Source organism: Sphingobacteriales bacterium (genome assembly GCA_016706405.1).
Lineage (GTDB): Bacteria > Bacteroidota > Bacteroidia > Chitinophagales > UBA2359 > BJ6.
Genome location: JADJJT010000001.1, coordinates 128,190 through 153,208, shown reverse-complemented (window position 1 = coordinate 153,208; position 25,019 = coordinate 128,190). Strand labels below are relative to the sequence as shown.

Genomic DNA, 25,019 nt, shown 5'->3' with positions numbered 1-25,019 from the left:
CGGATGGAGGTTGGGGGGGGGTGTTAATTATCTTGTAGTTTAAAAACTCGTTTTAAAATTTCGGTTGTGCGGGCTAAGGGGTCTTTTCTTATTTTGGCTTCTTCTTTGGCAATCATGTGAAACAGGCCATCGAGGGCGCGCTGGGTTACATAGTCTTCAAGGTCGGGATTTACCTTTTTTACCATTGGTATTTTGTTGTATTCGGTAAAGGCATCGTTCCAAAATTTGGTGGCATTTACCTTTTTAAGCGAGGCGCTTACAACGGGTTTAAAGGCGTTGGTTAAGGAGTTGCTGGTAGTTTTGCGCAAATATTCGGTGGCGGCATTGTTTTGACCTTTTAATATGTTTAGGGCATCGGTTATTGTCATTTTTTTAATAGCATCAATAAAAATTGGTTTAGCTTTAATGGCGGCATCTTCGGCGGCGCGGTTCATGCTTTCAATGGCATTATCGCAAAGTTTGTTAAAACCAAGGTCGCGCAGGGTTTTTTCGGCTTTTTGCGCCTCGGCGGGCATAATAATTTTTATTGCTGCGTTTTTAAAATAGCCATCTTTTTTCGATACAATATCGGCACCTTTGCCAATACCTAAATTTAGGGCTTCTTTTAGGCCCATTATTATCTCGGAATTGGTAACGGGTTTGCCGTTGGTTTGCTGATTTAACACGTCTTCGGCATTTTTAAGTAACTGGTTGGCCGATGAGCACCCCCAGCCAAACACAACGGTGGCAACAAGAACGAAGAACAAAAAAAAGGATTTTTGCATAGTAGTATAGAATTTATTTTTTATTTATTATGATTTGGGCTGAAACAGACAGAAAATTAGCTAATAATCCGGAAAAATCCGGAAAAACATTAACCATAGTATAAGTTTACAGACCTTACCTGCTTGGAATAGACTACCAAGAGCTCGAATAGTTAAATTTTGGTTCATCAAAAATCAATTGAAAACAGTTTAACTTGCCGGCAAAATGCAGGTTCTTATTTTTTAGGAATATCGAAGAGGTATTGCCGAAATACTGGGTACAAAAACAGCATAAGCGTAATGATAGAGACGCCTAAGTCGGCATGTTCGCTTTGCGCTATTTGGCACCATTGCGAGTTGTCGAAAAAATGGCACGGGAAGGCAATAAGTAGTTTTAACCCTAACAAAGCAATTACCAAAAATGCCGAGTCGGCCAAGGTGGGGTAGCGTGTCAATAATTTTACGAAGCTTTGTGCTACAAAACGCATGGCTAAAATGCCAATAAATACGCCAATCATTACAATACGCAAATTGTAGGGGTGGGGTACATTTTCAACATAGGCGACGGCGGCAAACACATTATCAATTGAAAACGCCAAATCAACAATTTCGACCATAAGGACGGTTGCCCAAAACCGCCCTAATTTACCTAAGGTAATTTGGTATAGCCAGCTTTGTTTTTTTTCTTTAATGGTTTCGGCTTGATTGTCTTTTTTCTTTTGATTTCTAAAATAATCTATACCTAAGTATAATAAGTATAACCCCCCTAATGGTTTAAGCCACCAAAACTCAATAAGCCAGGCGGCAAAAACTAAACAAATAGCCCTAAACACATACGCCCCAATTATGCCATATTTTAAAGCCTTGCCGCGTTGTTTTTTGGGCAAGTCAAGCACCATAGTGGCTATTACTGCAGCATTGTCAATAGATAAAACACTTTCTATAATAATTAAGTTTACAATAATAAGCAGCGCTCTGTATGGTTCGATGCCAAATAATTCGGTTAAAATTTCCATGTATTAATGGTGTACAATATGTTTGAACTTCAAAATTTAAGATTTTACAAAAAAAATATCCGGATTAAAATTGTGGCTGCAAAGATAAGGCAAATGAGTTAAAAACTAACTACAATCATGGTTTCACAACTTTTGAGGTTGCAATTTTGTTTCTTTCACTTACAGACAAAGCATTAAACATAGTAGCAGGCTTTTGCTACCTCTCGCAATTAAGTAGATAATTAAATTAGATATAAAATGTCAAAACCCACCATAGTTTTAGGGGCAAGCCCCAACCCCGAACGATATGCCTATAAAGCTGCGCTAAAATTGCAACAATATGGCCATGCAGTTATTGCCATTGGCAAACGAGAGGGGCAAATGGGTGCCGTTACCATTATGAGGCAATTACCCCAACTACCATTAAACCCTACTATACACACCATTACACTTTACCTTAATGCCCAAAACCAAACCGAATTTTATCCTTTTATTTTGAGTGTAAAGCCCAAGCGCATTATTTTTAATCCCGGAACCGAAAACCCTGAATTAGAAAAAATTGCCCTTCAAAACGGTATTGTGCCAGTTATTGCCTGCACACTTGTTATGTTGGCTACGGGCGAGTTTTAAATGCAAGATAAGTTTGTTACATGCAAAAAAAAGAAGTGAGCTAAAAATACAATATTGTTAGGGTAAAATTGTACTTTTAGCCTTTAGAAGCATAAACAACAACCAAGCTTAAGTTTGTGCTTGCTGCTACACTTGTTTCTTAAAAAAATAGTTGTGTTATGTTGCCAATTCGCTTACTTTTTGTTGTAGTGTTGCTAACAGTTTTTTTGTCCTTTCAAACAAAAGCTCAATATCGCACCGACCGCCTTGACCCCGACCCCGCCTTAGCACCGTTTTATCATGGCGTAGCATCGGGCGACCCAACCGCTAACAGCGTTATCATTTGGACGCGCTTAACCACAACCGATACTGCCAGCCAAAAAATTAGTTGGGAAATAGCCACCGACACCGCTTTTACTAATATTATTGATAAAGGTGCTGTAAATGCTACCGCCCAAACCGATTATTGTATAAAGGTTGCTATAACCTCGCTTGCATCTAACACTTACTACTATTACCGTTTTAAACATAAAAATGCTTGGTCGCTGACAGGGCGCACCAAAACTGCCCCAAGTACTGCCGATGACGTAACACAACTGCGTTTTGGTGTAGTATCGTGTGCGGGGTTTGGGCAGGGTTATTTTAATGCTTACCGCCATTTGGCCAACCGCAACGATGTAGATGCTATTATCCACTTGGGCGATTATTTGTACGAGTATGCCGATGGCCAATACGGAAATATCCGGATGGTTGAGCCCGGAACCGAAATTATTAGCTTAGACGACTACCGGATAAGGCACTCGCATTATAAACTCGACCCCGATTTGCGCCGCCTCCATCAGTTATACCCGTTTATGAGCATTTGGGACGACCACGAAACGGCCAACAACTCATGGTACGGCGGGGCTGGCAACCATAATAGCGATACCGAAGGCGACTGGTTTGAACGCAAAAGCGCAGGCATTAGAGCCTATAACGAGTGGATGCCCATTAACCCACCCGACCAAACAGACGAAGAGCGAATTTACCGCACTGCCAACTACGGAAAATTGGCCGATATTATACTGCTTGACACCCGTTTAGAAGGCCGAGATATGCAAGCGCCAACTACCATCGACTCCATAGCACTTTTAGAAGATAGAACTATTTTAGGCAAACAACAATTAGACTGGCTAACCAACCAAATGGCCAATAGCCAGGCCGAATGGAAAATTATTGCCCAGCAAGTAATGATGGCCCCCTTAGGTATTAACGGCGTTGGCTTAAACCCCGACCAATGGGATGGCTACCCCGCCGACCGAAAACGCTTTTACGATATTATTTTAGATAATAATGTAAAAAACGTTGTGGTACTTACAGGCGATATACACTCTTCGTTTGCCAACGATTTGCCCTATAAAAATGATACGACCTATGTGCCCGCAACCGGAGAAGGCTCGGTAGCCGTTGAAATGGTAGCCACCAGCATAACCTCGCCCGGAATGCCTATTCCGGGAGGCGAGGGCTTGGCCAAACTACTCAACCCACATATTAAATACGCTAACCTAAGCCAGCACGGCTATATTTTACTCGACCTTAACCCCGACCGCGCACAAGGCGACTGGTATTATGTTAATACTATTGCAAGCCCCAGTGATACCGGATATTATGCCGCCGGCTATTTTGTAGCCCAAAATCAAAGCCATTTACAACCCGCCGACACTTTGGCACCACCACCAAACAGTTTAGCCATTATACCACCTGTTTACCCTTATGGATATACCGGCATAAATTCGCCTTCACAACAAGCGCAACCGCAAGTGTTAATTTTAGGCGCCTACCCAAACCCTTTTACCACAAAACTATATGTGCAGTACTACCGCTACCAGCCTAATTTGGCGGGCAATATTTATTTAAAAGATGTGATGGGAAAAACAGTATTCAGCAAAAAAATTGTACCACAAGAAATGGGTTTGTGTTATGAGCAGTTATATCTTCCGGATGCATTACTGCCAGGCGTTTACGTGCTTCAAATTGAATTGGGCAATAAAAAAGGGCTTGGCTACAGCAAAATGGTGGTTAAATAAGCCTGTACCCATCAACGAATCTATTTAATGAAAAAACAAATATTAGTTAATCGGTTTTTTGTTTCTTGGTTTTTTGTTGTCTTTTCCACCAACCCGATGCTTGAATATATTGCCAAACTTTATCGTGTACCAAATAACGAACCGATTTGTTTTGGCTTAAGGCTTGCCGGATATAAGTTGCCGAAATATTAAGCAGCGGCACCGCCAAGCGTTGTATTTTAGGGTGCTCGTCAAATTGCGAGGTAGCGTGGCCAATTCTTGGATACACAATGATATGGTAATGCAACAAAATTTGTTCGTAATTTTTCCACTTATGTAGTTGTTGTAGGTTATCATCGCCCATAATTAATACAAACTCGTAATTGGGGTATTTATCGTACAAATGGGTAAGCGTATCAATGGTGTAATTGGGGCGCGGCAAATCAAATTCAATTTTTGAAGCCCGCAATTTTGGATTATCTTCGATCGCTAAATTTACCAAATGCAGGCGGTCATAAGCATCTAATAAACTATAGTCGTCTTTAAAGGGGTTTTGAGGCGATATTACAAACCAAACTTCGTTTATATTGGGTTGTTGTGCTACGGTTTCGGCAATAATTAAATGCCCTATGTGAATAGGGTTAAACGAGCCAAAGAATAAACCTATTCGTTTGGCAGGTTTTATAGTGATAGCAGGCGGCAAAGGCGGCAACGACATAGTTAACACTAATTTATTACATTTTGTTAATATTGCAACCAATATTTATGCAAGCCCCTGCATAATAAGTTGTAAAGGTTTTGGGTTACTCATGGTATAAAAATGGATACACGGCACGCCTGCTTTTATTAGTTCTTGACATTGGTTAATTGTCCATTTGATACCTTCTTGCTCGGCAGCTTCTTTGTTATTAGCGCAAGCCAGCATAGTTTGGGCTAAATCGTTAGGAATATTTATATGAAACGTGCTGGGCAAATTTTGTACTTGGTTTACACTGGTAATAGGTTTTATTCCGGGAATAATTGGCACTTCTATACCGGCGTTTCGACAAGCAGCAACAAAGTCAAAATAATATTTATTGTCGAAAAACATTTGTGTTACAATAAAATTTGCACCTGCCTCAACTTTTTGCCTTAAAAATTCAAGGTCGTGTTGCATATTGGGCGCTTCAAAGTGTTTTTCGGGGTAGCCGGCCACACCAATACAAAAATCGGTTTTACTGCCTCCGTCTGATAGTTCGGGGTCTAAGTAGTGTCCTTGGTTTAGGGCAACAGCCTGTTTAACAAGTTCTAAGGCGTTTTGGTGGCCGTCGGGTTCGGGTACAAAGCGGGTATCGGGTTTAACGGGGTCGCCGCGCAGCAATAAAACGTTATCAACACCTAAATAATTAAGGTCAACAAGGGCATCTTCGGTTTCCATTTGGCTAAATCCACCGCAAACCAAATGAGGCACGGCATCTATGCCATATTTGTATTGGATGGCGGCGCAAATACCAACGGTTCCGGGGCGTTTGCGCACATAAACTTTCTCGTAGTAGCCATTATCTAATTGTCTGAATTTTTGTTCGGCTCTATGGAAGGTAACATTTATAAACGGCGGTTTAAACTCCATTAAAATATCTAAAATCCGGTATAAACTTTCAATACTTTTGCCTTTTAGGGGGGGTAAAATTTCAAAGGAGAACAGTGAGCCTTTCCGGCGCAACAAATGTTGGGTAATTTTCATGTAAAAACATCAAAGTTAGTAAAACACTAATTTTTTATTAAATATAGTGCAAAGGTACAGATGAAGTAGCAAGAATTAAGAAAAAACTTGGAGCGTTTTTAATTGTTAAATTCCTTTATTCCGGATAAAATAGAAAAAACCATAATAAGATTAATTTTGGTCTTGCTTAAAAAATATCCGGATTAAAATGTTGCGGCTACAAGTTCATACTATCCTTTAAACGCCAAATTGCAAAACAGGGCAACAATACTCCAAAGGTATTTCTTAACATAAACTTAATATGCGCAATGAAGTAGGTATTTTTAATACCTCGTAATTTTGCACGTGATATTATCAATAAACTAATTACTTTATATGTTTGGACTTGTTACCGGGTTAGCTATTTTACTTGTATTTTGCCTGATTTGTGTTTGTTTTTTTGAATTTATTAATGGGTTTCATGATACAGCCAATGCTGTAGCTACTGTAATTTATACCAAATCGTTGCACCCTACTACAGCCGTTATATGGTCGGGGTTTTTAAATTTTTTAGGTGTAATTACCGGCGGCATGTTGTCGTACAAAGGGTTTCAAATTTTAATAAACTCGTTCAACGAAGGTGTTTTTACCGAAGGTATAGGCGTTGCTACCAGTATTATTAAGTTATTGCCTGTAAACGATATGCTCGATACGGGTGTAATGGTTAGTATATCGGTAATTTTAGCAGCACTTATTACTTCTATCGTTTGGAATTTAGGCACTTGGTATTTTGGTATTCCTTGTTCAAGTTCGCATACGCTTATTGGCTCGCTTATAGGGGCAAGCATGGGCTTTTCGTTTGCTTATTTTGATGGTTTCTCAAAAGTTAATACCGAAAAAGCCCAAGAGATTTTTCTGTCCTTACTTTTATCTCCGGTATTTGGGTTTAGTATGGCCTTGCTACTGATGATTATTTTAAAACGGTTATTGGGGCGGGCGCATTTAATTTTTCAAAGCCCTAAGGATGGCTCAACGCCCCCCAAATGGATTAGGGGCATTTTAATTACCACCTGCTCGTTGGTTAGTTTTTTCCATGGCTCAAACGATGGGCAAAAAGGGGTTAGTTTAGCTTTATTGGTTTTAATTTGTTTTTTGCCGGGTACTTACGCCCTTAATCACACTAAAAACATACAAGAGGTGGGCAAAATTATGGCCGAAATAAAACCCGTTTTAACCAAATTTGATGCAAGCACATTAAGTTCGGAGCAAATTGGCACTTACCAAACGACCTTAAAAGTTGTTACCGAAATGGAAACCGTATTGCAAAAGCCCAATATAGAGCCGCGCGATAAATATACGATGCGCAAAGATATTAGTGTATTGCGCAAACAATTAGATATAATTATAAAAGACAAAATATTGCCCCTTAATGCCGACGAAACAAAATTATTAAAAACCGACATTAAACTTCTTAAACCTTATGTTGAGTTTGCACCGTTTTGGATAGTATTGCTTATTTCGGTTTCGCTAGGTGTTGGCACTATGGTTGGGTGGAAACGTATTGTAGTTACCATTGGCGAACGCATTGGCAAAGAACACTTAACTTACGCACAAGGCGCTTGTGCCGAAATTGTTGCCGCCATGACTATTGGGCTGGCTACTAATTTTAAATTGCCGGTAAGCACTACCCACGTCTTGTCTTCGGGGGTTGCCGGAACTATGGTAGCCAAAGGCGGACTAAGAAACCTGCGGGTTAAAACAGTACGCAATATTGCCCTGGCATGGGTTTTAACGCTTCCGGTATGTATTTCGGGGGCAGCCTTTTTATTTTACGTTTTTAAGGCACTATTGGTTAAGTAAGCAATAATACCGCAACAAAATTTGCTTCTTTATTAAATAATTTTTTACTTTGTAAATTAAGAGCCTGTCTAAATTTTATTTTCTAATTCTATTAAGCATCAATTTTATCATGGCAAGTTGGATCATTGTCTGGCTCGTTTCGGTTTGGAACTCAAAGTCTTTACTCAATCTTCGATAGCTTTCGAGCAATGCAAAAGTTCTTTCAACAATCCATCTTTTGGCAATACTTCGAATTTCGAGGCTGTATTCGATCTACTTACAACCTCAACCACCCACCCAAACGTTTTGCGGGTATTTTCAATTAACTCGCCTCTATACCCGCCATCAGCTACTATCTTTACCAATCTGCAAAACCTGCCTCTGAGGTCAGCTATAACCATTGGGGCTGATTTACTGTCATGCTCATTTGCCGCATGAACCACAACCGCTAAAAGTAGTCCCATTGTATCTACAATAATATGCCGCTTTCTGCCTTTAACTTTTTACCCCCGTCAATCCCTCTGCACAAGCCTCCGACGCTTGTTGTCTTTACGCTCTGGCTATCAATTATACCAACACTTGGCGATGAAGCCCTGCCTGCTTGCTTTCGAGTCTTATCCCTGAGTATTTCATGGATGAGTTCTATCGTCCCATCCTTCTTCCACTTGGTAAAATAGTAGTAAACAAGCTTCCATGACGGAAAATGGAACGGCAGCATGCGCCATTGACAGCCAGTTTAAGCAAATAGAACAGCGCATTAAAAATTTCTCTTAAACTGTGTTTTCGTTTCCGTTTGTCGTCTAAAATGCCTAATATTGCACTCCATTGACTATCGGTGAGACTGCTTGGGTAGGTTTTCATTTTACTTTATGTGTTTGATTTTCATAAAGCTATGAATTATTATTTAAACGTCAAACTGATAGTCTTTTATTCACATCTCTTTTAATAACTTTTTTCCTATCAATTTTTAGGACTGGCATGCCAATTTTTAATTTTTAGACAGTCTCTAAACCTTTATGGCAATTTTTACAAAAACTACAGCTTTTTGCTTTGTAGTTGTTGTAATAGGTGCGCTCGTTTTTGCTAATACCTTGGCAAATGCCCAAACAAGCACAACTATTCATAATGATTTTGGCGTTTGGACGGGCTTTTATTTAAACAAGCCCATTAATAACAGGTTTACCGCTACTTACCAAGTCGATTTCAGGACACACAAAAACGTTTCGCAAGTAAAAAACTTTTACCATTATTTTAGCCTTAATTACAATCCGGTTAAGCCCTTAATTTTACATGCAATTTACCGTACTGGTCTCAAGGTAAAAAACGATGTTTATTTTAACTCGCATCAATTTAGAGTTGGTGCTACGCTTAAACACCGGATTAAACCTGTTAATTTAGATATTCGTTTGCGCGAACTGTTTCAATACGGCCTTAAACTGCCCTTTGAGGCACACAACCAAACACATATACGAAGCACCCTGATAGTGCGCTATAGCCCAAAATCTTTAAAAACCCAACCCTATATGCGTATAGAATATTTTTATAACACATACAAAGGCGAAACTGGCTTCGACGAATTTAGACATCAATTAGGTGCGGCGCATATATTTAATAGGCAAAACGAACTGCGAACTTTTTACCAGTTAAGCGGCAATATGAATAAACCAGAATTAACCTATTTACATGTTTGGGGTATTGAATACACCTTAACCTTGCCCAAGGGTTTTATAAGAAAAAAGAAAACCTAAACACCCAATTAACTATTCAAATAAGCAATAAACGAAACAGCCGTTTATGTGTTCTTATTTCCGGATAGTTGATTATGCATACCAATTAAATATTTACTTTTGCTCCTTGCCTGTAACAATGTTGCAGTCATTCGCGCTGTTTTGAACAAAAAAAGGTCAAATTTTATGCCATTTGCTGCACAAACCCATTTAATTTTGCATCATGAATACTAAAAGTAGTAGCAAATATAATTTTTTATTAATATATTTTCGTTTCAGATTGTTGCCATTGATATTTGTTTTATCATTTCAAATTTTGGTAGCAAACGCCCAACCATTAAGTTTAGCCAATGCGTTAGAATTGTGTTTAAAAAAACATCCGGAAATAATTGCCGCCGACTTGGCCATTTTACAAAGTCAGCAACAAGCTAAAGCCGCGGCAGCATTACAAAATCCCGAAATCACTTTTACCAACCCAACCGGAGATTTTTATACCATTGGGGTCAGTCAGGCGTTTCAACTGCCAACAGTTTATAAAACGCAAAAAAAACTAGCAAAACAGCAAATAGCTATTCAAACTGCTCAAAAGCAAGTTACCCAAGCGCAAATAAGTTTAATGCTTAGAATTGCTTATTTGCAAGCCCAGTTTGCGCAGGCACAGGTTGAGTTATACCGCACCACCGACTCGATTTACCAAAAAATTGTAGAAAACACCACCCGCCAATTCGAGGCGGGGCAAATAACCGCTTTAGCGAAAACCTATGCTGCTGCCGAATATGGCAAAATACACAACCAATTAATAACAGCACAAGCCGAGGTTAAACATACTTTAACCGTTTTGGTCGTTTATACCGGATTAGCTGAAATAAAAGCCGTTGAACCATTGGTTATTCCGGATACTGCTATATCTCTGCCACCCGATGCCCAGCAATACCCCCCCGACTCGGCCTCGTTGCAATATCATCCGATAATTAAATTACACGCACAAAATATTAAATTAGCTAACTGGCAGAAAAAATTAGCCAAAAAGCAAGCATTGCCCGGATTTAGCATAGGCTACCTAAACCCAAGCGATAAAAATACAAGCATACAAAACCGGTTTAGTTTAGGGCTTAGTGTGCCTTTATGGTGGCGACAATACAAAAATAATATACAGGCTGCCACCACCCAAATTGCCATAGCCCAACAACAAAGCGCTGCCGCCCAAACTGAACTTGAAATTGCCCAGCTTCAAATTAAAACCCAATTACAACAAAGCGCAAACGAGCTAAATTATTATTTAAGCAGTGGCAACCAAAATGCCGCCGAACTTGCAACTATGGCCACCCGCTTTTTTATGGCCGGAGAAACAGATGCCCTGGTGTATTTACAAACCCTGCGCGATGCTTTTGCCATAAAAGTTGCATTTTTACAAAGCATAAACAATTACCAACAGGCTAATTTACAATGGCAGTACTTTTTATTAAAGTCTGAACAGTAAGGTAATGACAACTTATAGCATAAGAATATAATAAAAAAGCATCCTTTAAACTTGAAATCAAGGCTTAAAGGATGCGAATTGGTTTAGTAAATTATGGCGTACCCGAAGAGACGGGTAGGGCTAATCTGCTAATTTTTCAACGAGGTATTCTTTAATTTTAGCTAGATATTATTATTGCCAATAAAAAAGAAACAAGCTATTACCTTCAATTTATTTGCGGGCCGTAATATTTAAAGCCAAGTTAACTTCCGGATTAATTAATTTATCGCCCAAAGATTTATCGCTCTTGTAAGTCATACCAAAATCGGTACGCAAAATATTAAACTCCGATTGAGCAGAGATTTCAGTATCAGAAACTTTAATATTTGCCGGAAAGCTGATATTTTTTGTAATATCTTTAATTGTCATATTGCCCGATACATTATGGGTATATTTTTTATCGGCTGAAGGTTGGGCTGTAATGCCTGTAATCTCGAATTTGGCAGCCGGAAACTTACCCGCGTCAAAAAAGTCGGCATCTTTAAGATGGCTTTCGAGGTCAGCTTTTTTATCGCCGGTTAAGTCAGTTACAGCAATACTATTTATGTCGAGGGTAAACGAGCCAGTTTTAATTTCGCCTTTGTCAACATTAAAACTTCCATCGCTAATATTAATAGTGCCATTATGGCGGCTTGTGGGTTTTGTGCCCACCCAGTTTACAACACTTTTTGCCAAATCAACTTTATAGGTGGCTTGGGTAGCTGTGGCAGGTGTTGTTGTGCTGGCAACTGGTTGTGGGTCACTGCCTTTTGCTTTTGGGGCATCGGGGGCTTGTGTGCAGGCTGTTAATACAAAAATTGCTAATAAAAAAGGAACTAAAAGATTTTTTTTGCTCTTAAACATAGTTTTTAAAATATTAATATAATAATTTTTATTTTTGGTTAAATACCAATTTAGCTCTGTTTAACGTTATATTTGTTTAAAATGTTCATGCGAAAGTTAAACAAACCACAAAAATTAACTTTTTTTAATTGGTGCTTCCATAAGTTTTTAAAGTATAAGCCTTGCCCTTTAAATTTACGGCAGTACATTTTTATTGTTTAGCTTATGGGGTTATGATTAATTCTACCGCAAATTGCCCTAATTTTGCTGTTGAAGTTTGTTATTAACAATAATAAAACAAGGTATGCAGTTTCGTTTTTTAGTAGTATCAACAATAGTGTTAGTATATTTGGGGTGGCAATTAAATTTACCGGCATGGGCAAAAACAGTATCGCTTGGGCCGCAGCCCTTAGCTACCCTAACGATTGTAAGTGGCGAAAAGGACCTTCCGTTGTTTGATGTTTGGGTAAACAAGGCATTACAAGGCAATGCACCCAACGACAGCATAGTAATACGCAATATACCCGCCCCATTTTGCGATATTGTGTTAGTTGTAAATGGCCCAAATCCGGAAGTATTGTTTCAGCGGTTGTATATCAAAGAAGGCAGTAACTGGCAATTCAAAATTCAACACAAAGCCGTAGAAGGCCCTTTGCAGTTAGTATTTGTAGCCGAAAAAACAATATCGCGCGGGCGTGTACGCGGGCGAGCTGGCTTAGCCCCCCCGCCGAACAGAGCCGCAACAATTTACCAACCCTTATTAAAAAACACAACAACAAACACAAGTAACGACAAAACTACGGGCAATCCAGTCATAAAAGCACCCACTACCCCAGAGGAAGCAACAAGGTTGGTGCGCCAATTGCGCACAGCGCCCAAACAACCATTGGAAATAGCAAATAGCAATAACTGCCAAAACCCTTTCTCCGAAAAAGAAATGGCCATTTTTTTAGAGGAACTATCCAAAAAAACATTTGATTTTGAGCGCATGGACTTTATTAGAAACAATATAACACGCCATTGTTTTACCGCCAACCAACTGCTGTTGTGCCTGCCCTCGCTTAAATTTGAACGAAATATAACCGAGTTACTTAAATTTGCTTATCCGTTTATAAAAGATGTAAATATTGCAAGCATCCATAAGCAAACACAGTTTGCCTTTAGCAGTTCGTTACAAGACTGGGATAAATTTATTACCAACTACCATACTTTTTTCAAAGAGTAGTTAACAAGATTTGACCTTGTTTTTTTCTCCGGAAATAACGGCAATAAAAATAAAATAAAATTAACACAAATACATGCGTATAATTGGAGGCCGACTAAAAGGGCATCGCTTTACCCCACCTAAAAATACCCCCGCACGCCCAACTACCGATATGGCTAAAGAAGGGCTGTTTAACATGCTCTACAATACCTACGATTTTAGCGCCCTGCGTGTATTAGATTTGTTTGGTGGCACCGGAAGCATTAGCTACGAGTTTGCCTCGCGCGGGTGCAACAATATTACATTAGTCGAAATTGACAAGGGCAACCTTAAATTTATACACAACAACAACCAAAAATATCAGCTTGGACTTCAAATAGTGGCCCAAGATGTGCTAAAATTTATCCGGACTGGCAATTGCCAGCAGCAATACGATATTATTTTTGCCGGCCCACCCTACGCAATGCCCCAACTGGCCACCCTTCCCGATTTAATTTTTGAGTTCAGTTTATTGGCTACCGATGGGCTTTTTATTTTAGAACACAACCCCAACCACAAATTTACAGCGCATCCCCGTTTTACCCATTCCCGCAACTACGGCACCACCATTTTTAGCTTTTTCTCGTAACAACAACTTTAACCCTTAAATAAACATGTTTATAGACCTGCGAAGCGACACCGTAACCCGCCCAACTGCCAACATGTTAAAAGCCATGATGGCTGCCCCCGTAGGCGATGATGTATTTGGCGAAGACCCCACTGTTAATGCCTTAGAGACCAAAATAGCCAACCTTTTTAATAAAGAAGCGGCCTTGTTTTGCCCTTCAGGTACCATGTGCAATCAAATTGCCATTAAAACACATACTCAACCTTTAGATGAGGTAATTTGCCACGAAATTTCGCATATACATTGCCACGAAACCGGCGGCTACGCTTTCCATTCGGGAGTGGCGCTTAAATTAATTTCCGGAAACGCCGGACGCATACAGCCACATCAGTTAGCACCTGCCATTAACCCCGACTACGACTGGCTGCCTGCTACTCGTTTAATTTGTTTTGAAAATACCGTAAATAAAGCAGGCGGCGCTTGTTACACCCTAAGCCAAATGCAAGCCCTTAGCAATGAAAGCAAACGTTTACAATTGGCTACCCATTTAGACGGCGCACGCATTTTTAACGCCATGGTAGCCCAAAACATCAAACCCCAACAAGTTGGCCCTCTGTTCGACAGTATTTCGGTTTGTTTGTCTAAAGGGTTGGGCGCGCCAATAGGCTCGGTGTTATTAGGTACAGCAGCATTTATTAAAAAAGCAAGGCGTTTGCGTAAGGTTATGGGGGCGGTATGCGGCAAGCAGGCATATTGGCAGCCGCCGGCATTTATGCCTTAGAAAACCATATTGACCGCTTAACAGACGACCACAGGCGAGCTAAAATTTTGGGGCAGGTATTGGCAAATTATCCGGATATTGTTGCTATACACCCCGTTGAAACAAATATTATTGTAGCCGATTTTGCCTCAGAATTAGCCCTCGAAAACTTCTTGGTCTATTTACAAAAAAACCAAATTAAAGCCATTGCGTTTGGCCCTAAAACAGTGCGCTTAGTTACCCATTTAGATATAACCGAAGCCGATTTGGAAAAAGTATGCTCGGTGTTAAAACAGTAATAACATAAAAAACAACACATTTTCCGGATAAAAAAATAAACACGATACAAGGAAATGGTTATCCGGCATTAGCGGTTGGCAGTTTTATTTATTTGTGTCAAGGTGTTTGTTTAATAAATTTTGTTGTCATTACTTGTCCATTTCTTGTAACAAGTTGAATAAAATATATTCCGGATAGAAACTTGCTAACATCAATAGTTAAAATTGTTTGACCGCTACCGGTACTCATTCGTTTTTGTAATTGCCCAACAATATTATAAATGTTAATGTGCTCAATGCTCGTGTTATACGAACTGCTAATATTTAGTATATTGAGTGTAGGGTTTGGGCTAATGGTTATAGTGCTCTTTTCAAGGTCTGTTAGGCCTGTATAAATATAGTCGCAAGCAGTTGTAGATTTTGTTTGATACGTTTCGAAATTGTCGTCACCATAGCAACGAAGTGTGTACGTCTCTGCATCTGTAAAACAATAAAACTCCGGAATAAGAAAGTTATTTGTTGCCCCCAATCGTTCAATAACGGCAACAGTTTCAGGACTGAAAAAATAGTCATCAAAATCAATGAACCGGGCTATATAAAAACGCAATGTTTCATTATTGATACTAATCGTTCCTGCGTCATCTACTACTTGCCTTAGAATTGTATCGCAGCCCGTGAAATTGGGCAGCATGATGTTGTAATACGGCAAGGTGTCGCCAACTTGGGCATTGAAGTAATAAACAGGTTGAAATGAATTGTTAGAAAACATAAAAACCGTGTCGCCTTGCGAAAAAGTAAAAACCGGATTTACTGGTATCGTATCAACGCCTGTTGGTGGAGAATCCCATGTATCGTAATGAGGAATTATCAGGTTTCCAACAATTTTTTTACATGGCTGAGATGAAATGATGGTATCCTTCTCGTAAACTAATTTCTGATAGCCCGAAAGCGCCATACTATAAAAGTTATAAGTCCATTCGGCCCCCTTAGGGCACCACGTTTGTGCGCCGGCATGATGGGCGGAAATAAAAATTGCTGCCAACAAAAAAGCAATGATTCTTGCTTTATGTGTTATATGTTTTATTTTCAATAGTTTTAATATCATATTTGTAAAACAAATCAAGTGGCTTGCACTCTTTTTTTAAATCAGAAAAACTTTTTATTGGAGTTGAGATATTAATTTAAGGTAGTAAACTAATTTGCTGTCTGGTGGGTTAAGATGTAGCGTTAAGTCTTTTTCCAATGCCAACAGTCTTAAAAACTCTCTTTGCGTTCTTCCGTTTCCTTTTCTGAATGGATGTAAATAGTTTACGTTGTCTAAAATTTCTGCTAATTTATCGGCGAATGCCCGGGCTTTGCGTTGGGCGGTTTACGAAGTACAAATTTACAATACATTTTTAACTTTTATTAAAAAATTTTCACTCCAAAAACACGTCACCCCGCCTAACCGCAAAGCCATTGTTGGCAGCGGTGTGGATTTTTGGAGGTATTAGTTTTCCTTCTACAAAACGCTTGAAAACGCGACCTTTTCCCTTCGTTTTCCTTACAAAATGCTTCAAATTAAAATACGGCAAATTGGGGGCAGCATGTATGCTCAATCGGATTGTTGCAGCAGGTTCTTATTATTCTTTTTATGATAGCGTTGCTGGGTTTTTTGTTAGAAGTTTAGTGCTACAAATATACGGTAATTTTTATGGGATTGATAAGGCTTTTGTGCAATGTTTTTTATTCGGGCATTTAATATAGGTATTTTTCGGTGTCGCTTTTGTTAATATCTGATTTTTTTACCAACTGCTCGTTGGGGTAAACTCTTATGATGTATATACCCCTAATGAGCTAAAAATTTACTTAAACGTGTAAATAGCATTGTTCCCAAAACTATAAATAGTAGGGCAGTTAATTGGGTAAATGTTAAACCAAAAGCTATTGAGGTGTTGTTGCGTATAAACTCTAATAAAAACCTCGATATAGAACTAAAGATTAAATAGAGGCAAAATAATTGTCCGGCAAATTGTTTCTGTTTTTCGAGCCTAAACAAATAAACAAACAAGCCAAAACTTATAATCATTTCGTAGATTGGTACGGGGTGAACAGGTAAAAGACTGGGGTAAACACCATTTGTGTAGTGCATACCCCATGGCAATGTGGTATAGGTGCCATAACAACCGTCTCCGGATATTTGGCAGCCAACACGACCGAGAATGCTGGCAATACAAATTGTTATAGCGAATGCATCTAATAGTTCTAAAATTTTAATAATAGAGAACCATTTAGAACATACAAGTAAAAACGAAACAACAAAGAGCACCCCCCCATAAAACCTAAAACCACCGTTGTTGGCAAGTTTGTCATAAAATGGGTAGGTTGTAATTCTATTACCATCTATTACATGCAAAACAACATCCTCTAATACCGAATAAACCCTTGCGCCAATAAAACCAATAGCTGTTAAAATAAAAACTACACCAAAGACAGCAATTGGGTTTACGCCCTTGTTTAGCCTATATTTTAGGTACCAAAGTAAAAAACAACTACTAACAAATGCCGCTACTCCCATCATAAACATATACCAATCGGCTGTTTGCTGTGGTAACCATTTTGCAAAATTGGACATGAAAAACAGGATGGTAATTATCTTACTTAGAAACCATAAAGCGTAGGTTGTTGTTTTTAGCATTTACCGGATTATTGTTATGCGATACCTGTATAAAATAAATGCCACTGGGCAAATTGTTTATACTTATGGGTTGGCTGTGTTTGGCAGCATATTGATATTCGGTAAACGAGTTTACAATTTTACCATTAAGGTCTATAATTTGATAGCTAAACTCGCCTTGGGTGTTTAAAAAATAATCTAAATATAGCGTTGTACTGCGGACATGGTTGTTTAGCAAGCCAACAATAGTAATGGGGTCTTTAAAGCCAATATTATTGGGTATTTCGCCTTTATCTAAAATAATAAGTGCTTCTTTAAGTGGCTTACCTTTTAAATATGGCAGGTAGTTAATAATATACTCACAAGCGGCTATAATTTCGGTATTGTTAGTTTGTTGTTGTAGCGAATACAAGAAATCGTATAAAATGGCGATATCATTTTCGTTTAAAAGACCGCCTTTATGTGTTGTTGTGAATGCTTCGGTTACATTATCGAGGTAACTATATAGTAAGGAATCTAATTTAGTAGCTAAAGCTTTACTTTGCGGCGAGGTGTTGTAAATTGTATTCTCTAACGCGTCTATATTGTATAATATTGTTTTTTTGATTTTAGGGATTTTATTATTGAGGTATTTGCGCTCGAAGTATAAAATAGCACTAATAATTTTGGAACTATAGGCAGCAGCATATCCAGATTTGCAAGTGGGTAAATTACAAACACAGGGTTCTTCAGCTTTGTCTATCTCTGGGTCACCAAAATCCTCGCAGGGTATATTGTGATTATGTAGAACATAAGCAAAACATAAATCCTCCCCCCACAAATCAGAATTAATTGAATTCTTTCGAGTAGAAGGATTCATAACTGTGTAATTTAGACTTATATTTTCAATATGTCCTAAACCGAAACTATGTCCCAGTTCATGTATCAATACAGTTTCGAAATCATAAATATCAACACATTCATCTATAATTATAGATTGCATAATTTGAAAGTAGAATTTTGGGTTAAACGATATATCAGCGTCTGTAATGACAGGGGCAAAATCAGACTCGCCACACTTGTTTAATTTAGTATGACAAATTGCTAATGGTTCCGGATCAAATTCTATCCATTCAACTTCTTCGAAATTGTCTATACCTATAATATTCAATCCATCTGAATCATTTACAAAGTCATTGAGTTGAACAGTAGGCGAATTTCTAATTAAATTCGGTGCCACTTTCTCGCCATCATAAATTGCAAAATTCCATTTTTGCATGGCTCGGTCTATTGCTTCGATAAAATTATCTGGAAAGAGCAAATTTTCATGAATTGAGAATGCTATACTGTAGGCATTTGCAGATGGCCAAAGTTTTTCATTATAGGGTCTGTTCTATCAACCCATCTTCCTATATAAAAAGCATCGTGGTCAGAGGTAACTATTTCATAATCACATTGTCCATAAACTAATTGCGAAAAAAAAACTATAATTGATAAGAATTTGTATTTCATTTTAAATGTATTATATTTAATAATTTTTTAACATTTTTAATTGTATCGCTATTGCTGTTTTCTATTAAAAAATGATTGCGGATAAATCTTGTTTCGCAGTATTTATCTTTATATTTATGAGGTATTCTGCCCGATAGTTTGTATAAGGTAAATAATCTTGCCGATTCATTTAGATTAATAGCAAAGAGTCTTTTATCGTTTTTTTTTGTTAACCTAATGTCTGCCGCCCTTGTAATATTATTAAAACCAGACCTATCATTAGCACATCCTGCCGATTTTCCCCAGGTATTTTTTATAACAATTTTATCGCCTAAAACAATATTATTATTACTATATAAAACCTCTTCAATGGCAACCTCATAGTCTAAGTTAAAATGTTTACAGTTAATAGTGTCGTAAGTATCAGTAATATTTATTACTTTTCCGATAAAAACCGCATCAGCGTTTGCTATAGTAAAAAACCTTTCAACCGTTAAGTCATACATTGTCTTATTAAACATTGTATAATTGTATGGTAAATACAAGCGAGCTACACTATCATAAATTTTTTTATTAATATTATCGGCATTTTTAACTCGAGGCAGCAAATAATTTAAGGCAAAACCTATATATTGTTCATCTGGGTTTCTAATATTAGAAACTCGTGGAATACCCAATTCGTCCATTAGTTTAAAAACGGCTATACTATCTTCGGGCGAAACAAAGTTTAAATTGTCGTTGTCGCAGGGTATATTTAAGTACGATTGGCGGTTGCTACGTGTATTGCACGCTATTGAAGCAAGCAATATTATGCAAGGCAAAACAAATCCGAGGGGTAGAAATACCTTTGTAGTCATTATTGTATATGTTTTTTATTACAAAATTTACAAAACCACTAAGTTATGACTACCAACGGTATAGTTTTGGTAGTGCAAACTCATAATATAGTTTCCGGAGGGTAACCAGCTTTTAACATCTAAGCCAAAGGTAGCCTCTTCGTTGGGGTGTAGGTCTATGGGTATTGTCTTTTTAACCAATACCTGCCCGCTCAAATTGGCAATTTGCACAGTCATTTCGTTTATGTAAACCGTAGTAGATAGACTTAGTTTAGTGTAGTTAATAGCAGGGTTTGGGTAAATATTGCTATTTATTAAAGTGTTAGCATACTCAGCATAATTTGTTTTGTGACTGAGGTAATAATGAACTTTATCAGAAACCTTGAAAATAGTAGCAGCACCTTTAATTTTTTTGGTAAAAGTAAAAGGGAAAACATTTATTTTTGTATATGATTCCGAACTCCAGAAAAGTGTTAAATCTTTATTTGTCGAACTACAAAGTTTAATAGAAACAATGTTTAGCCTATCACTTAGTTTAAATATATCATAAATGCTACCTTCGCCCCAATTACACCATTTAAAGCTAAACCCATCTTTAATTCTTACTGGATGTGTATTAAAAGATTGTATTTGAATCCAATTATTATTAGCATATTTCTCGAAGCTGAAAATTTCTTCAGCTACTTCATTACCATCTAAGTTTGAAACTAAATAAAAATCTAAATCACTTAGTTTATGGTATCGGGGCGTATGAACATCTGTTACAACATCATCTAAATGCCCACTACCTTGGTTGGTATATTTTTGTGTCCAAGTATTTGAATTAGCGTTGTAGTTTTCCATATTTGCCCACAGTGTATTAATACAAAGCAATTCGTCTGCGGTATCTAAAGAGTCGGCTTTTAGGGCATAAATGGCTTGTATATTGCTTAAGTCGGTATTGCCAATCAAAGTATTGCCATTGCCGTTGTAGCGGGTATTTAAGTGCCATTTACCGGCATTGCCGGGGGTAAAATACCAAAGTATGGGGTTGCCTTGGGCATCTAAGTAAAAAAGGTCATCTTTGCCGTCGCCGTCGTGGTCAAAGGCGGCGAAACGGGGGTTTATGTTTATTTGGTAGGGTCCATTATTATTGATGTCGTAGAATTGCAAGCCCGAACTCCATGCGGCCGTTGTCCATTTAGTAGTGCCAAAGCGCAATAGCTTGGCTACTAATTTATTAAATTGCCCAATGCCGCCTCCTTCCGGATGCATAAGAAACAAGATATGTTCCTTGCCTTGCGAGTCGCCATTTTGCATTACTACATATCCGGCTAAACGTCCTAAATCGACCTCGCCAAGCCACCAATTGCCGTAATTGCTCCAAACATACTCCCATTCATCTTCGTTATAACGTTGTATGGTTGCCCAGCCATTGTCGGCAATACTAAGTAGTTCGTCGGTGCCATCGCCGTCGCTATCGAAACCTATTTGCAGGTCGTTAGCACCAATAGCCCACGAGCCTATTTTGCCGTTGGCATCGTTGTGCCACACAAAGCCTTCGTTTTGGGGGCTACAAGTGTTTGTGCCTACGGGTAGGGTAGGTTTGTTTTCGGTATAAACATTGTCGTTTTCGAGTTGTAGGTAGGCATTGTTTACCTGAGGCAAACTATTTATGGCGTTTAGCGTATTTGCAAATGCCATGTAATTTTGCAAACTAACGAAATTGAATATCTTTACATTAGCGGGTAAAATATTGTTGGTGTCGGTTATGGCTGTTAAATTATAGGTGTTCGCTAAGGTTGTAAATGCCGCGCTATAATCGTCGATGCCCTCAATGGGTGTAAGCTCAATGGTATAGCGTTTGGCAGGTAAAAATCGCCGTTGGTGATTATTGGCAAGTACGCTATTTTTGGCTTCGGTGTAGTGTAACATTTCCGGATAAAAATTGTGCCGTGCCAAAGCAAAACTATCGGGTACATAGTTTAATAGTACAGGTGCCTCTGTTAGTTGTGGAGCTATTTGCTTTATTTGTGTTTTTGCCAGGTCGATATTTGCTTGCATTGCAACGGCCATAAACCGTACAGCGTACCTATTGTCGTTATTGTTTATTGTGGCAACCGATTCTACATATTGTATATTGCCTATGCTGTTTAGTTGCAAGGTTGTCAAAGGGATGGGGTTTCTAAAAACCATTAGTAAGCTATCTGTTTGCAAGTCAACTGGTTGTTTATGGTAGGTTACACTATCTGAAAATAAGGCAGGTTGTTGTGCCATAAGCAAATTGTTCGAAACAAACAAATAGCAAAACAACAAAAGTAGTTGCTTTTTCATAAAAAAATAATTTAAACCTGCCTACTCTTAAATCCATTTTCGGCTATCTGTGCCAAGTTCGTACATTCAAAGGCGGTTCGCAATCCTGATGAAACTCCCGCCGTTGGCTTAAACTCCCGTCCCCTGCAAACTACGCGCGTCTTGTTTTTAGGAGGGGGTATCGATGCCAACTATTATTTATGCGCAATTTATTTCGCGTTTTTGTTATTAAATAAACTATCCAATGGGCTTTGTACCCGTTAAATAAGTTTACAAATAATATAATATGGATACTGCCACTAGTTTCTGCTGCACTATAGGTACAATTTACTAACTATACTCGGTTTTGGTAGGCAACTATATGCAAGTATGGGTTGGCTGCTTGGTCTTCTTTTTTTTTCATCCAAGGGTGCTTGCTATATCAGTATGGTAAGCCAAAGGCTCAGTCTGAACGGGGGCGTTGCTATTTTCTATTATCCGGAAAAGTTGAAAATTGTTGTTTTAGATGGTCAAAGAACACAAAGTAAATATCCTATTTTATAAGATACAATAATTACCGGCAAATATACAGGCTTGTTTTAATAAGATGAAATAAATTGTGAAATAATGTTAAATGCTTTTTATTAACATATTAGCAAACAATAATCGGTTGCGTCTATGTCTATATTTTACCCCGTTGGCCATGGCCCCTAAAAAAAAATTATGACTCCTTGCTTCAAATTAAGTGGTATAGTTTCAACAGCATCGAAACATACACCAAGCCCTATTAACAGTTTGTTTTGTTTGGCGTATCCAAGTAACAAAGGACAGCAACCTTGTTATTTAGTTTTTATAAGGTACATTTTTTTTACTTTTGTGGCAACAAATATCAAGCAAACATATTAAATAAGATTAAATGATAAATGCAGATAAAAATCATAAGCACACGTACGATGCGCAAGGCAAACAACTTTGTTGCACGCAGGAAGAAAAGATATACAGTAATGCCGGAGCAAAAGCATTATTAAAAGAAAAACATCATCATCATCATCACGGACACGACCACGACCACGAGCACAGCGACAGTAGTACGATAAAGATGTTTTTACCAAGTATCATTTCCTTAACCTTATTACTTGCCGCCATTTGCTTTGACCATATTCTAAAATCCGGATGGTTTGCTGGCTGGTTAAAAATTGTTTGGTATGTATTGGCCTATATTCCGGTTGGCTTTCCTGTTATTAAAGAAGCGTTCAAAAGCATTATCAAAGGAGAAGTTTTTTCGGAATTTTTTTTAATGGGCATTGCCACCATCGGAGCGTTTGCCATTGGTGAATATCCCGAGGGCGTTGCCGTAATGTTGTTTTATGCTGTTGGCGAAGTGCTGCAAACCTTGGCTGTAAAAAAAGCCAAATCAAATATTAAATCGTTACTTGACCAGCGACCCGATGAAGTAACAATTTTAAACGCTGCCAATCAGCCACAAACAGTAGATGCTGCAAGTGTAAAAATTGGCGAAATTATACAATTAAAGCCGGGCGAAAAATTAGGTTTAGACGGAAAATTACTATCGGAAAAAGCATCGTTTAACACCGCAGCACTTACCGGCGAAAGTACACCCGACACTAAAACTAAAGGCGAAACGGTTTTGGCAGGCATGATAAACCTAAATACCGTTGCCCACATACAGGTTACAACTGCTTATACAGATAGCAAGTTGAGCAAAATATTAGAATTAGTTCAAAATGCCACCACTAAAAAAGCACCTACGGAATTATTCATCCGGAAGTTTGCAAAAATTTATACGCCAATTGTAGTCCTCTTGGCAATTTTAATTACCGTATTGCCGTACTTTCTGACAGCTAATTATGTGTTTGCCCACTGGCTGTACCGTGCATTGATTTTTTTAGTTATATCTTGCCCTTGTGCCTTGGTTATAAGTATTCCGTTAGGTTATTTTGGCGGAATTGGCGCTGCTTCAAAAAATGGTATCTTGTTTAAAGGAAGCAACTTTTTAGATATACTTGCCACAGTGCAAAATATGGTGATGGATAAAACTGGCACCATAACCGAAGGGGTATTTAAAGTACAAGAAATTGTTTTTGACAAAACAGTTAACCAAGTAGAAATGCTGCAAATGGTAGATGCGCTGGAAAGCCACAGTTCGCATCCGGTAGCAACAGCCATCCATCAATATGTTGGTAGCACAAATATCAATATCCAACTGCAAAATATAGAAGAAATATCGGGGCACGGATTAAAAGCCGAAGCAAACGGAAAAGAGTTATTGGTAGGAAATTTTAAGTTAATGGACATGTTTGCTGTTCTATACGACCTTGACCCCAGCAGCATTGTTTACACTACAATTGCGGTGGCTTACGATAAAAAATTTGTCGGTTATATTTCCATTGCCGACAGCATAAAAGAAGACGCACAAGCTACCATTGACGAACTGAAAACGCTTCAGGTAAAAACCGTCATGCTGAGTGGCGACAAATCGAGCGTAGTAAAATATGTGGCCGAAAAATTGGGCATTAACCATGCCTTTGGCGACTTACTGCCCGAAGACAAGGTAAACAAGGTAAAAGAAATAAAAGCAAAAAACGAAACCGTAGCCTTTGTAGGAGACGGCGTAAACGACGCGCCTGTTGTTGCCCTTAGCGATGTAGGCATTGCCATGGGTGGCTTAGGAAGCGATGCCACCATTGAAACTGCCGATGTGGTAATACAAGACGACATGCCGAGTAAAATTCCAATGGCAATACATATTAGCAAACAGACGAAAAAAATTGTATGGCAAAATATTGTAATGGCTTTTGCGGTAAAAGCAATTGTCTTGGCGCTTGGTGCCGGAGGTTTAGCAACCATGTGGGAGGCCGTTTTTGCCGATGTTGGTGTGGCTTTATTGGCTATTTTAAACGCAGTAAGAATACAAAAAATGAAATTTTGAACCCCAA

19 protein-coding genes and 3 pseudogenes are annotated in these 25,019 nt (G+C 38.4%); 9 read left to right on the top strand and 13 right to left on the bottom strand.

Annotated features, from left to right (window positions below):
* Positions 1 to 23: 23 nt before the first annotated feature.
* Entirely contained in the window at positions 24 to 764 is a 741-nt protein-coding gene (locus IPI59_00675) for a DUF4197 domain-containing protein (protein ID MBK7526085.1), read from the bottom strand.
* Between the two features lie 215 nt (positions 765 to 979).
* Positions 980 to 1,759 carry a DUF475 domain-containing protein gene (locus tag IPI59_00670; GenBank protein MBK7526084.1) on the bottom strand — a complete coding sequence of 260 codons (780 nt, stop codon included), beginning with the start codon at positions 1,757 to 1,759 and terminating at the stop codon, positions 980 to 982.
* 237 nt (positions 1,760 to 1,996) lie between these two features.
* Here IPI59_00670 and IPI59_00665 point away from each other — a divergent pair, with 237 nt between their 5' ends.
* Both IPI59_00665 and IPI59_00660 read left to right on the top strand, forming a co-directional pair.
* A complete protein-coding gene (locus IPI59_00665; GenBank protein MBK7526083.1) occupies positions 1,997 to 2,368 on the top strand; it encodes a CoA-binding protein in 372 nt (123 codons plus the stop codon).
* A 158-nt stretch (positions 2,369 to 2,526) separates the two neighbouring features.
* On the top strand, positions 2,527 to 4,413 hold the full coding sequence (locus IPI59_00660; protein ID MBK7526082.1) for an alkaline phosphatase D family protein: 1,887 nt from the start codon (positions 2,527 to 2,529) through the stop codon (positions 4,411 to 4,413).
* Between the two features lie 46 nt (positions 4,414 to 4,459).
* On the opposite strand, the gene IPI59_00655 is transcribed toward IPI59_00660, so the two are convergent.
* Positions 4,460 to 5,110, bottom strand: a complete 651-nt coding sequence (locus IPI59_00655) for a nicotinate-nucleotide adenylyltransferase (protein ID MBK7526081.1) — start codon at positions 5,108 to 5,110, stop codon at positions 4,460 to 4,462.
* Between the two features lie 45 nt (positions 5,111 to 5,155).
* Entirely contained in the window at positions 5,156 to 6,115 is a 960-nt protein-coding gene (gene metF / locus IPI59_00650) for a methylenetetrahydrofolate reductase [NAD(P)H] (GenBank protein MBK7526080.1), read from the bottom strand.
* 354 nt (positions 6,116 to 6,469) lie between these two features.
* On the opposite strand from metF, the gene IPI59_00645 reads away from it, so the two are divergent.
* The gene (locus IPI59_00645) at positions 6,470 to 7,933 is read left to right on the top strand and encodes an inorganic phosphate transporter (protein MBK7526079.1); all 1,464 of its coding nucleotides are present in this window, start codon (positions 6,470 to 6,472) and stop codon (positions 7,931 to 7,933) included.
* A 75-nt stretch (positions 7,934 to 8,008) separates the two neighbouring features.
* Here the strand turns inward: IPI59_00645 and IPI59_00640 are convergent.
* Positions 8,009 to 8,773: pseudogene (locus tag IPI59_00640) on the bottom strand (IS5 family transposase).
* A gap of 155 nt (positions 8,774 to 8,928) precedes the next feature.
* Between IPI59_00640 and IPI59_00635 the strand changes: the two are divergent.
* Both IPI59_00635 and IPI59_00630 read left to right on the top strand, forming a co-directional pair.
* A complete protein-coding gene (locus tag IPI59_00635) occupies positions 8,929 to 9,660 on the top strand; it encodes a DUF2490 domain-containing protein (protein MBK7526078.1) in 732 nt (243 codons plus the stop codon).
* Positions 9,661 to 9,862: 202 nt separating this feature from the next.
* Entirely contained in the window at positions 9,863 to 11,119 is a 1,257-nt protein-coding gene (locus IPI59_00630) for a TolC family protein (protein MBK7526077.1), read from the top strand.
* Positions 11,120 to 11,329: 210 nt separating this feature from the next.
* On the opposite strand, the gene IPI59_00625 is transcribed toward IPI59_00630, so the two are convergent.
* Complete coding sequence (locus IPI59_00625; protein MBK7526076.1) at positions 11,330 to 12,001, bottom strand: YceI family protein; 672 nt, start codon at positions 11,999 to 12,001, stop codon at positions 11,330 to 11,332.
* Between the two features lie 283 nt (positions 12,002 to 12,284).
* Between IPI59_00625 and IPI59_00620 the strand changes: the two genes are divergently transcribed.
* From IPI59_00620 to IPI59_00610, 3 genes and pseudogenes are all read left to right on the top strand, one after another.
* Entirely contained in the window at positions 12,285 to 13,205 is a 921-nt protein-coding gene (locus tag IPI59_00620; GenBank protein MBK7526075.1) for a DUF4476 domain-containing protein, read from the top strand.
* Between the two features lie 73 nt (positions 13,206 to 13,278).
* Complete coding sequence (locus tag IPI59_00615) at positions 13,279 to 13,812, top strand: RsmD family RNA methyltransferase (GenBank protein MBK7526074.1); 534 nt, start codon at positions 13,279 to 13,281, stop codon at positions 13,810 to 13,812.
* Between the two features lie 25 nt (positions 13,813 to 13,837).
* A pseudogene (locus tag IPI59_00610) lies at positions 13,838 to 14,850 on the top strand (threonine aldolase).
* Between the two features lie 97 nt (positions 14,851 to 14,947).
* On the opposite strand, the gene IPI59_00605 reads toward IPI59_00610, so the two are convergent.
* The 7 genes and pseudogenes from IPI59_00605 to IPI59_00575 all read right to left on the bottom strand — a co-directional run bounded on the left by IPI59_00605 (position 14,948) and on the right by IPI59_00575 (position 22,104).
* Positions 14,948 to 15,934 (bottom strand): T9SS type A sorting domain-containing protein, encoded by a 987-nt coding sequence (locus IPI59_00605; protein ID MBK7526073.1) that lies wholly within the window; start codon positions 15,932 to 15,934, stop codon positions 14,948 to 14,950.
* 54 nt (positions 15,935 to 15,988) lie between these two features.
* Positions 15,989 to 16,165 (bottom strand): annotated as a pseudogene (locus tag IPI59_00600) (Fic family protein).
* A 492-nt stretch (positions 16,166 to 16,657) separates the two neighbouring features.
* Positions 16,658 to 17,443: a prolipoprotein diacylglyceryl transferase gene (locus IPI59_00595; GenBank protein MBK7526072.1), complete on the bottom strand. Its 786-nt coding sequence runs from the start codon at positions 17,441 to 17,443 to the stop codon at positions 16,658 to 16,660.
* 22 nt (positions 17,444 to 17,465) lie between these two features.
* On the bottom strand, positions 17,466 to 18,785 hold the full coding sequence (locus IPI59_00590; GenBank protein ID MBK7526071.1) for a T9SS type A sorting domain-containing protein: 1,320 nt from the start codon (positions 18,783 to 18,785) through the stop codon (positions 17,466 to 17,468).
* A 20-nt stretch (positions 18,786 to 18,805) separates the two neighbouring features.
* Positions 18,806 to 18,976 carry a hypothetical protein gene (locus IPI59_00585; protein MBK7526070.1) on the bottom strand — a complete coding sequence of 57 codons (171 nt, stop codon included), beginning with the start codon at positions 18,974 to 18,976 and terminating at the stop codon, positions 18,806 to 18,808.
* The gene (locus IPI59_00580) at positions 18,973 to 19,641 is read right to left on the bottom strand and encodes a hypothetical protein (protein MBK7526069.1); all 669 of its coding nucleotides are present in this window, start codon (positions 19,639 to 19,641) and stop codon (positions 18,973 to 18,975) included. The genes IPI59_00585 and IPI59_00580 overlap by 4 nt, the downstream gene beginning before the upstream one ends.
* 198 nt (positions 19,642 to 19,839) lie before the next feature.
* Positions 19,840 to 22,104 (bottom strand): T9SS type A sorting domain-containing protein, encoded by a 2,265-nt coding sequence (locus tag IPI59_00575; protein MBK7526068.1) that lies wholly within the window; start codon positions 22,102 to 22,104, stop codon positions 19,840 to 19,842.
* A gap of 874 nt (positions 22,105 to 22,978) precedes the next feature.
* Between IPI59_00575 and cadA the strand changes: the two genes are divergently transcribed.
* On the top strand, positions 22,979 to 25,012 hold the full coding sequence (gene cadA / locus IPI59_00570; protein MBK7526067.1) for a cadmium-translocating P-type ATPase: 2,034 nt from the start codon (positions 22,979 to 22,981) through the stop codon (positions 25,010 to 25,012).
* Positions 25,013 to 25,019: the final 7 nt, after the last annotated feature.

Coding starts and splice junctions, on each gene's coding strand:
- IPI59_00575 (MBK7526068.1), bottom strand. CDS start 22,104: ATGAAAAAGCAACTACTTTTGTTGTTTTGCTATTTGTTTGTTTCGAAC.
- IPI59_00655 (MBK7526081.1), bottom strand. CDS start 5,110: ATGTCGTTGCCGCCTTTGCCGCCTGCTATCACTATAAAACCTGCCAAA.
- IPI59_00660 (MBK7526082.1), top strand. CDS start 2,527: ATGTTGCCAATTCGCTTACTTTTTGTTGTAGTGTTGCTAACAGTTTTT.
- IPI59_00630 (MBK7526077.1), top strand. CDS start 9,863: ATGAATACTAAAAGTAGTAGCAAATATAATTTTTTATTAATATATTTT.
- IPI59_00635 (MBK7526078.1), top strand. CDS start 8,929: ATGGCAATTTTTACAAAAACTACAGCTTTTTGCTTTGTAGTTGTTGTA.
- IPI59_00645 (MBK7526079.1), top strand. CDS start 6,470: ATGTTTGGACTTGTTACCGGGTTAGCTATTTTACTTGTATTTTGCCTG.
- IPI59_00625 (MBK7526076.1), bottom strand. CDS start 12,001: ATGTTTAAGAGCAAAAAAAATCTTTTAGTTCCTTTTTTATTAGCAATT.
- IPI59_00615 (MBK7526074.1), top strand. CDS start 13,279: ATGCGTATAATTGGAGGCCGACTAAAAGGGCATCGCTTTACCCCACCT.
- IPI59_00670 (MBK7526084.1), bottom strand. CDS start 1,759: ATGGAAATTTTAACCGAATTATTTGGCATCGAACCATACAGAGCGCTG.
- IPI59_00595 (MBK7526072.1), bottom strand. CDS start 17,443: ATGTCCAATTTTGCAAAATGGTTACCACAGCAAACAGCCGATTGGTAT.
- cadA (MBK7526067.1), top strand. CDS start 22,979: ATGATAAATGCAGATAAAAATCATAAGCACACGTACGATGCGCAAGGC.
- IPI59_00675 (MBK7526085.1), bottom strand. CDS start 764: ATGCAAAAATCCTTTTTTTTGTTCTTCGTTCTTGTTGCCACCGTTGTG.
- IPI59_00665 (MBK7526083.1), top strand. CDS start 1,997: ATGTCAAAACCCACCATAGTTTTAGGGGCAAGCCCCAACCCCGAACGA.
- metF (MBK7526080.1), bottom strand. CDS start 6,115: ATGAAAATTACCCAACATTTGTTGCGCCGGAAAGGCTCACTGTTCTCC.
- IPI59_00605 (MBK7526073.1), bottom strand. CDS start 15,934: ATGATATTAAAACTATTGAAAATAAAACATATAACACATAAAGCAAGA.
- IPI59_00620 (MBK7526075.1), top strand. CDS start 12,285: ATGCAGTTTCGTTTTTTAGTAGTATCAACAATAGTGTTAGTATATTTG.
- IPI59_00580 (MBK7526069.1), bottom strand. CDS start 19,641: ATGGACGAATTGGGTATTCCACGAGTTTCTAATATTAGAAACCCAGAT.
- IPI59_00585 (MBK7526070.1), bottom strand. CDS start 18,976: ATGAAATACAAATTCTTATCAATTATAGTTTTTTTTTCGCAATTAGTT.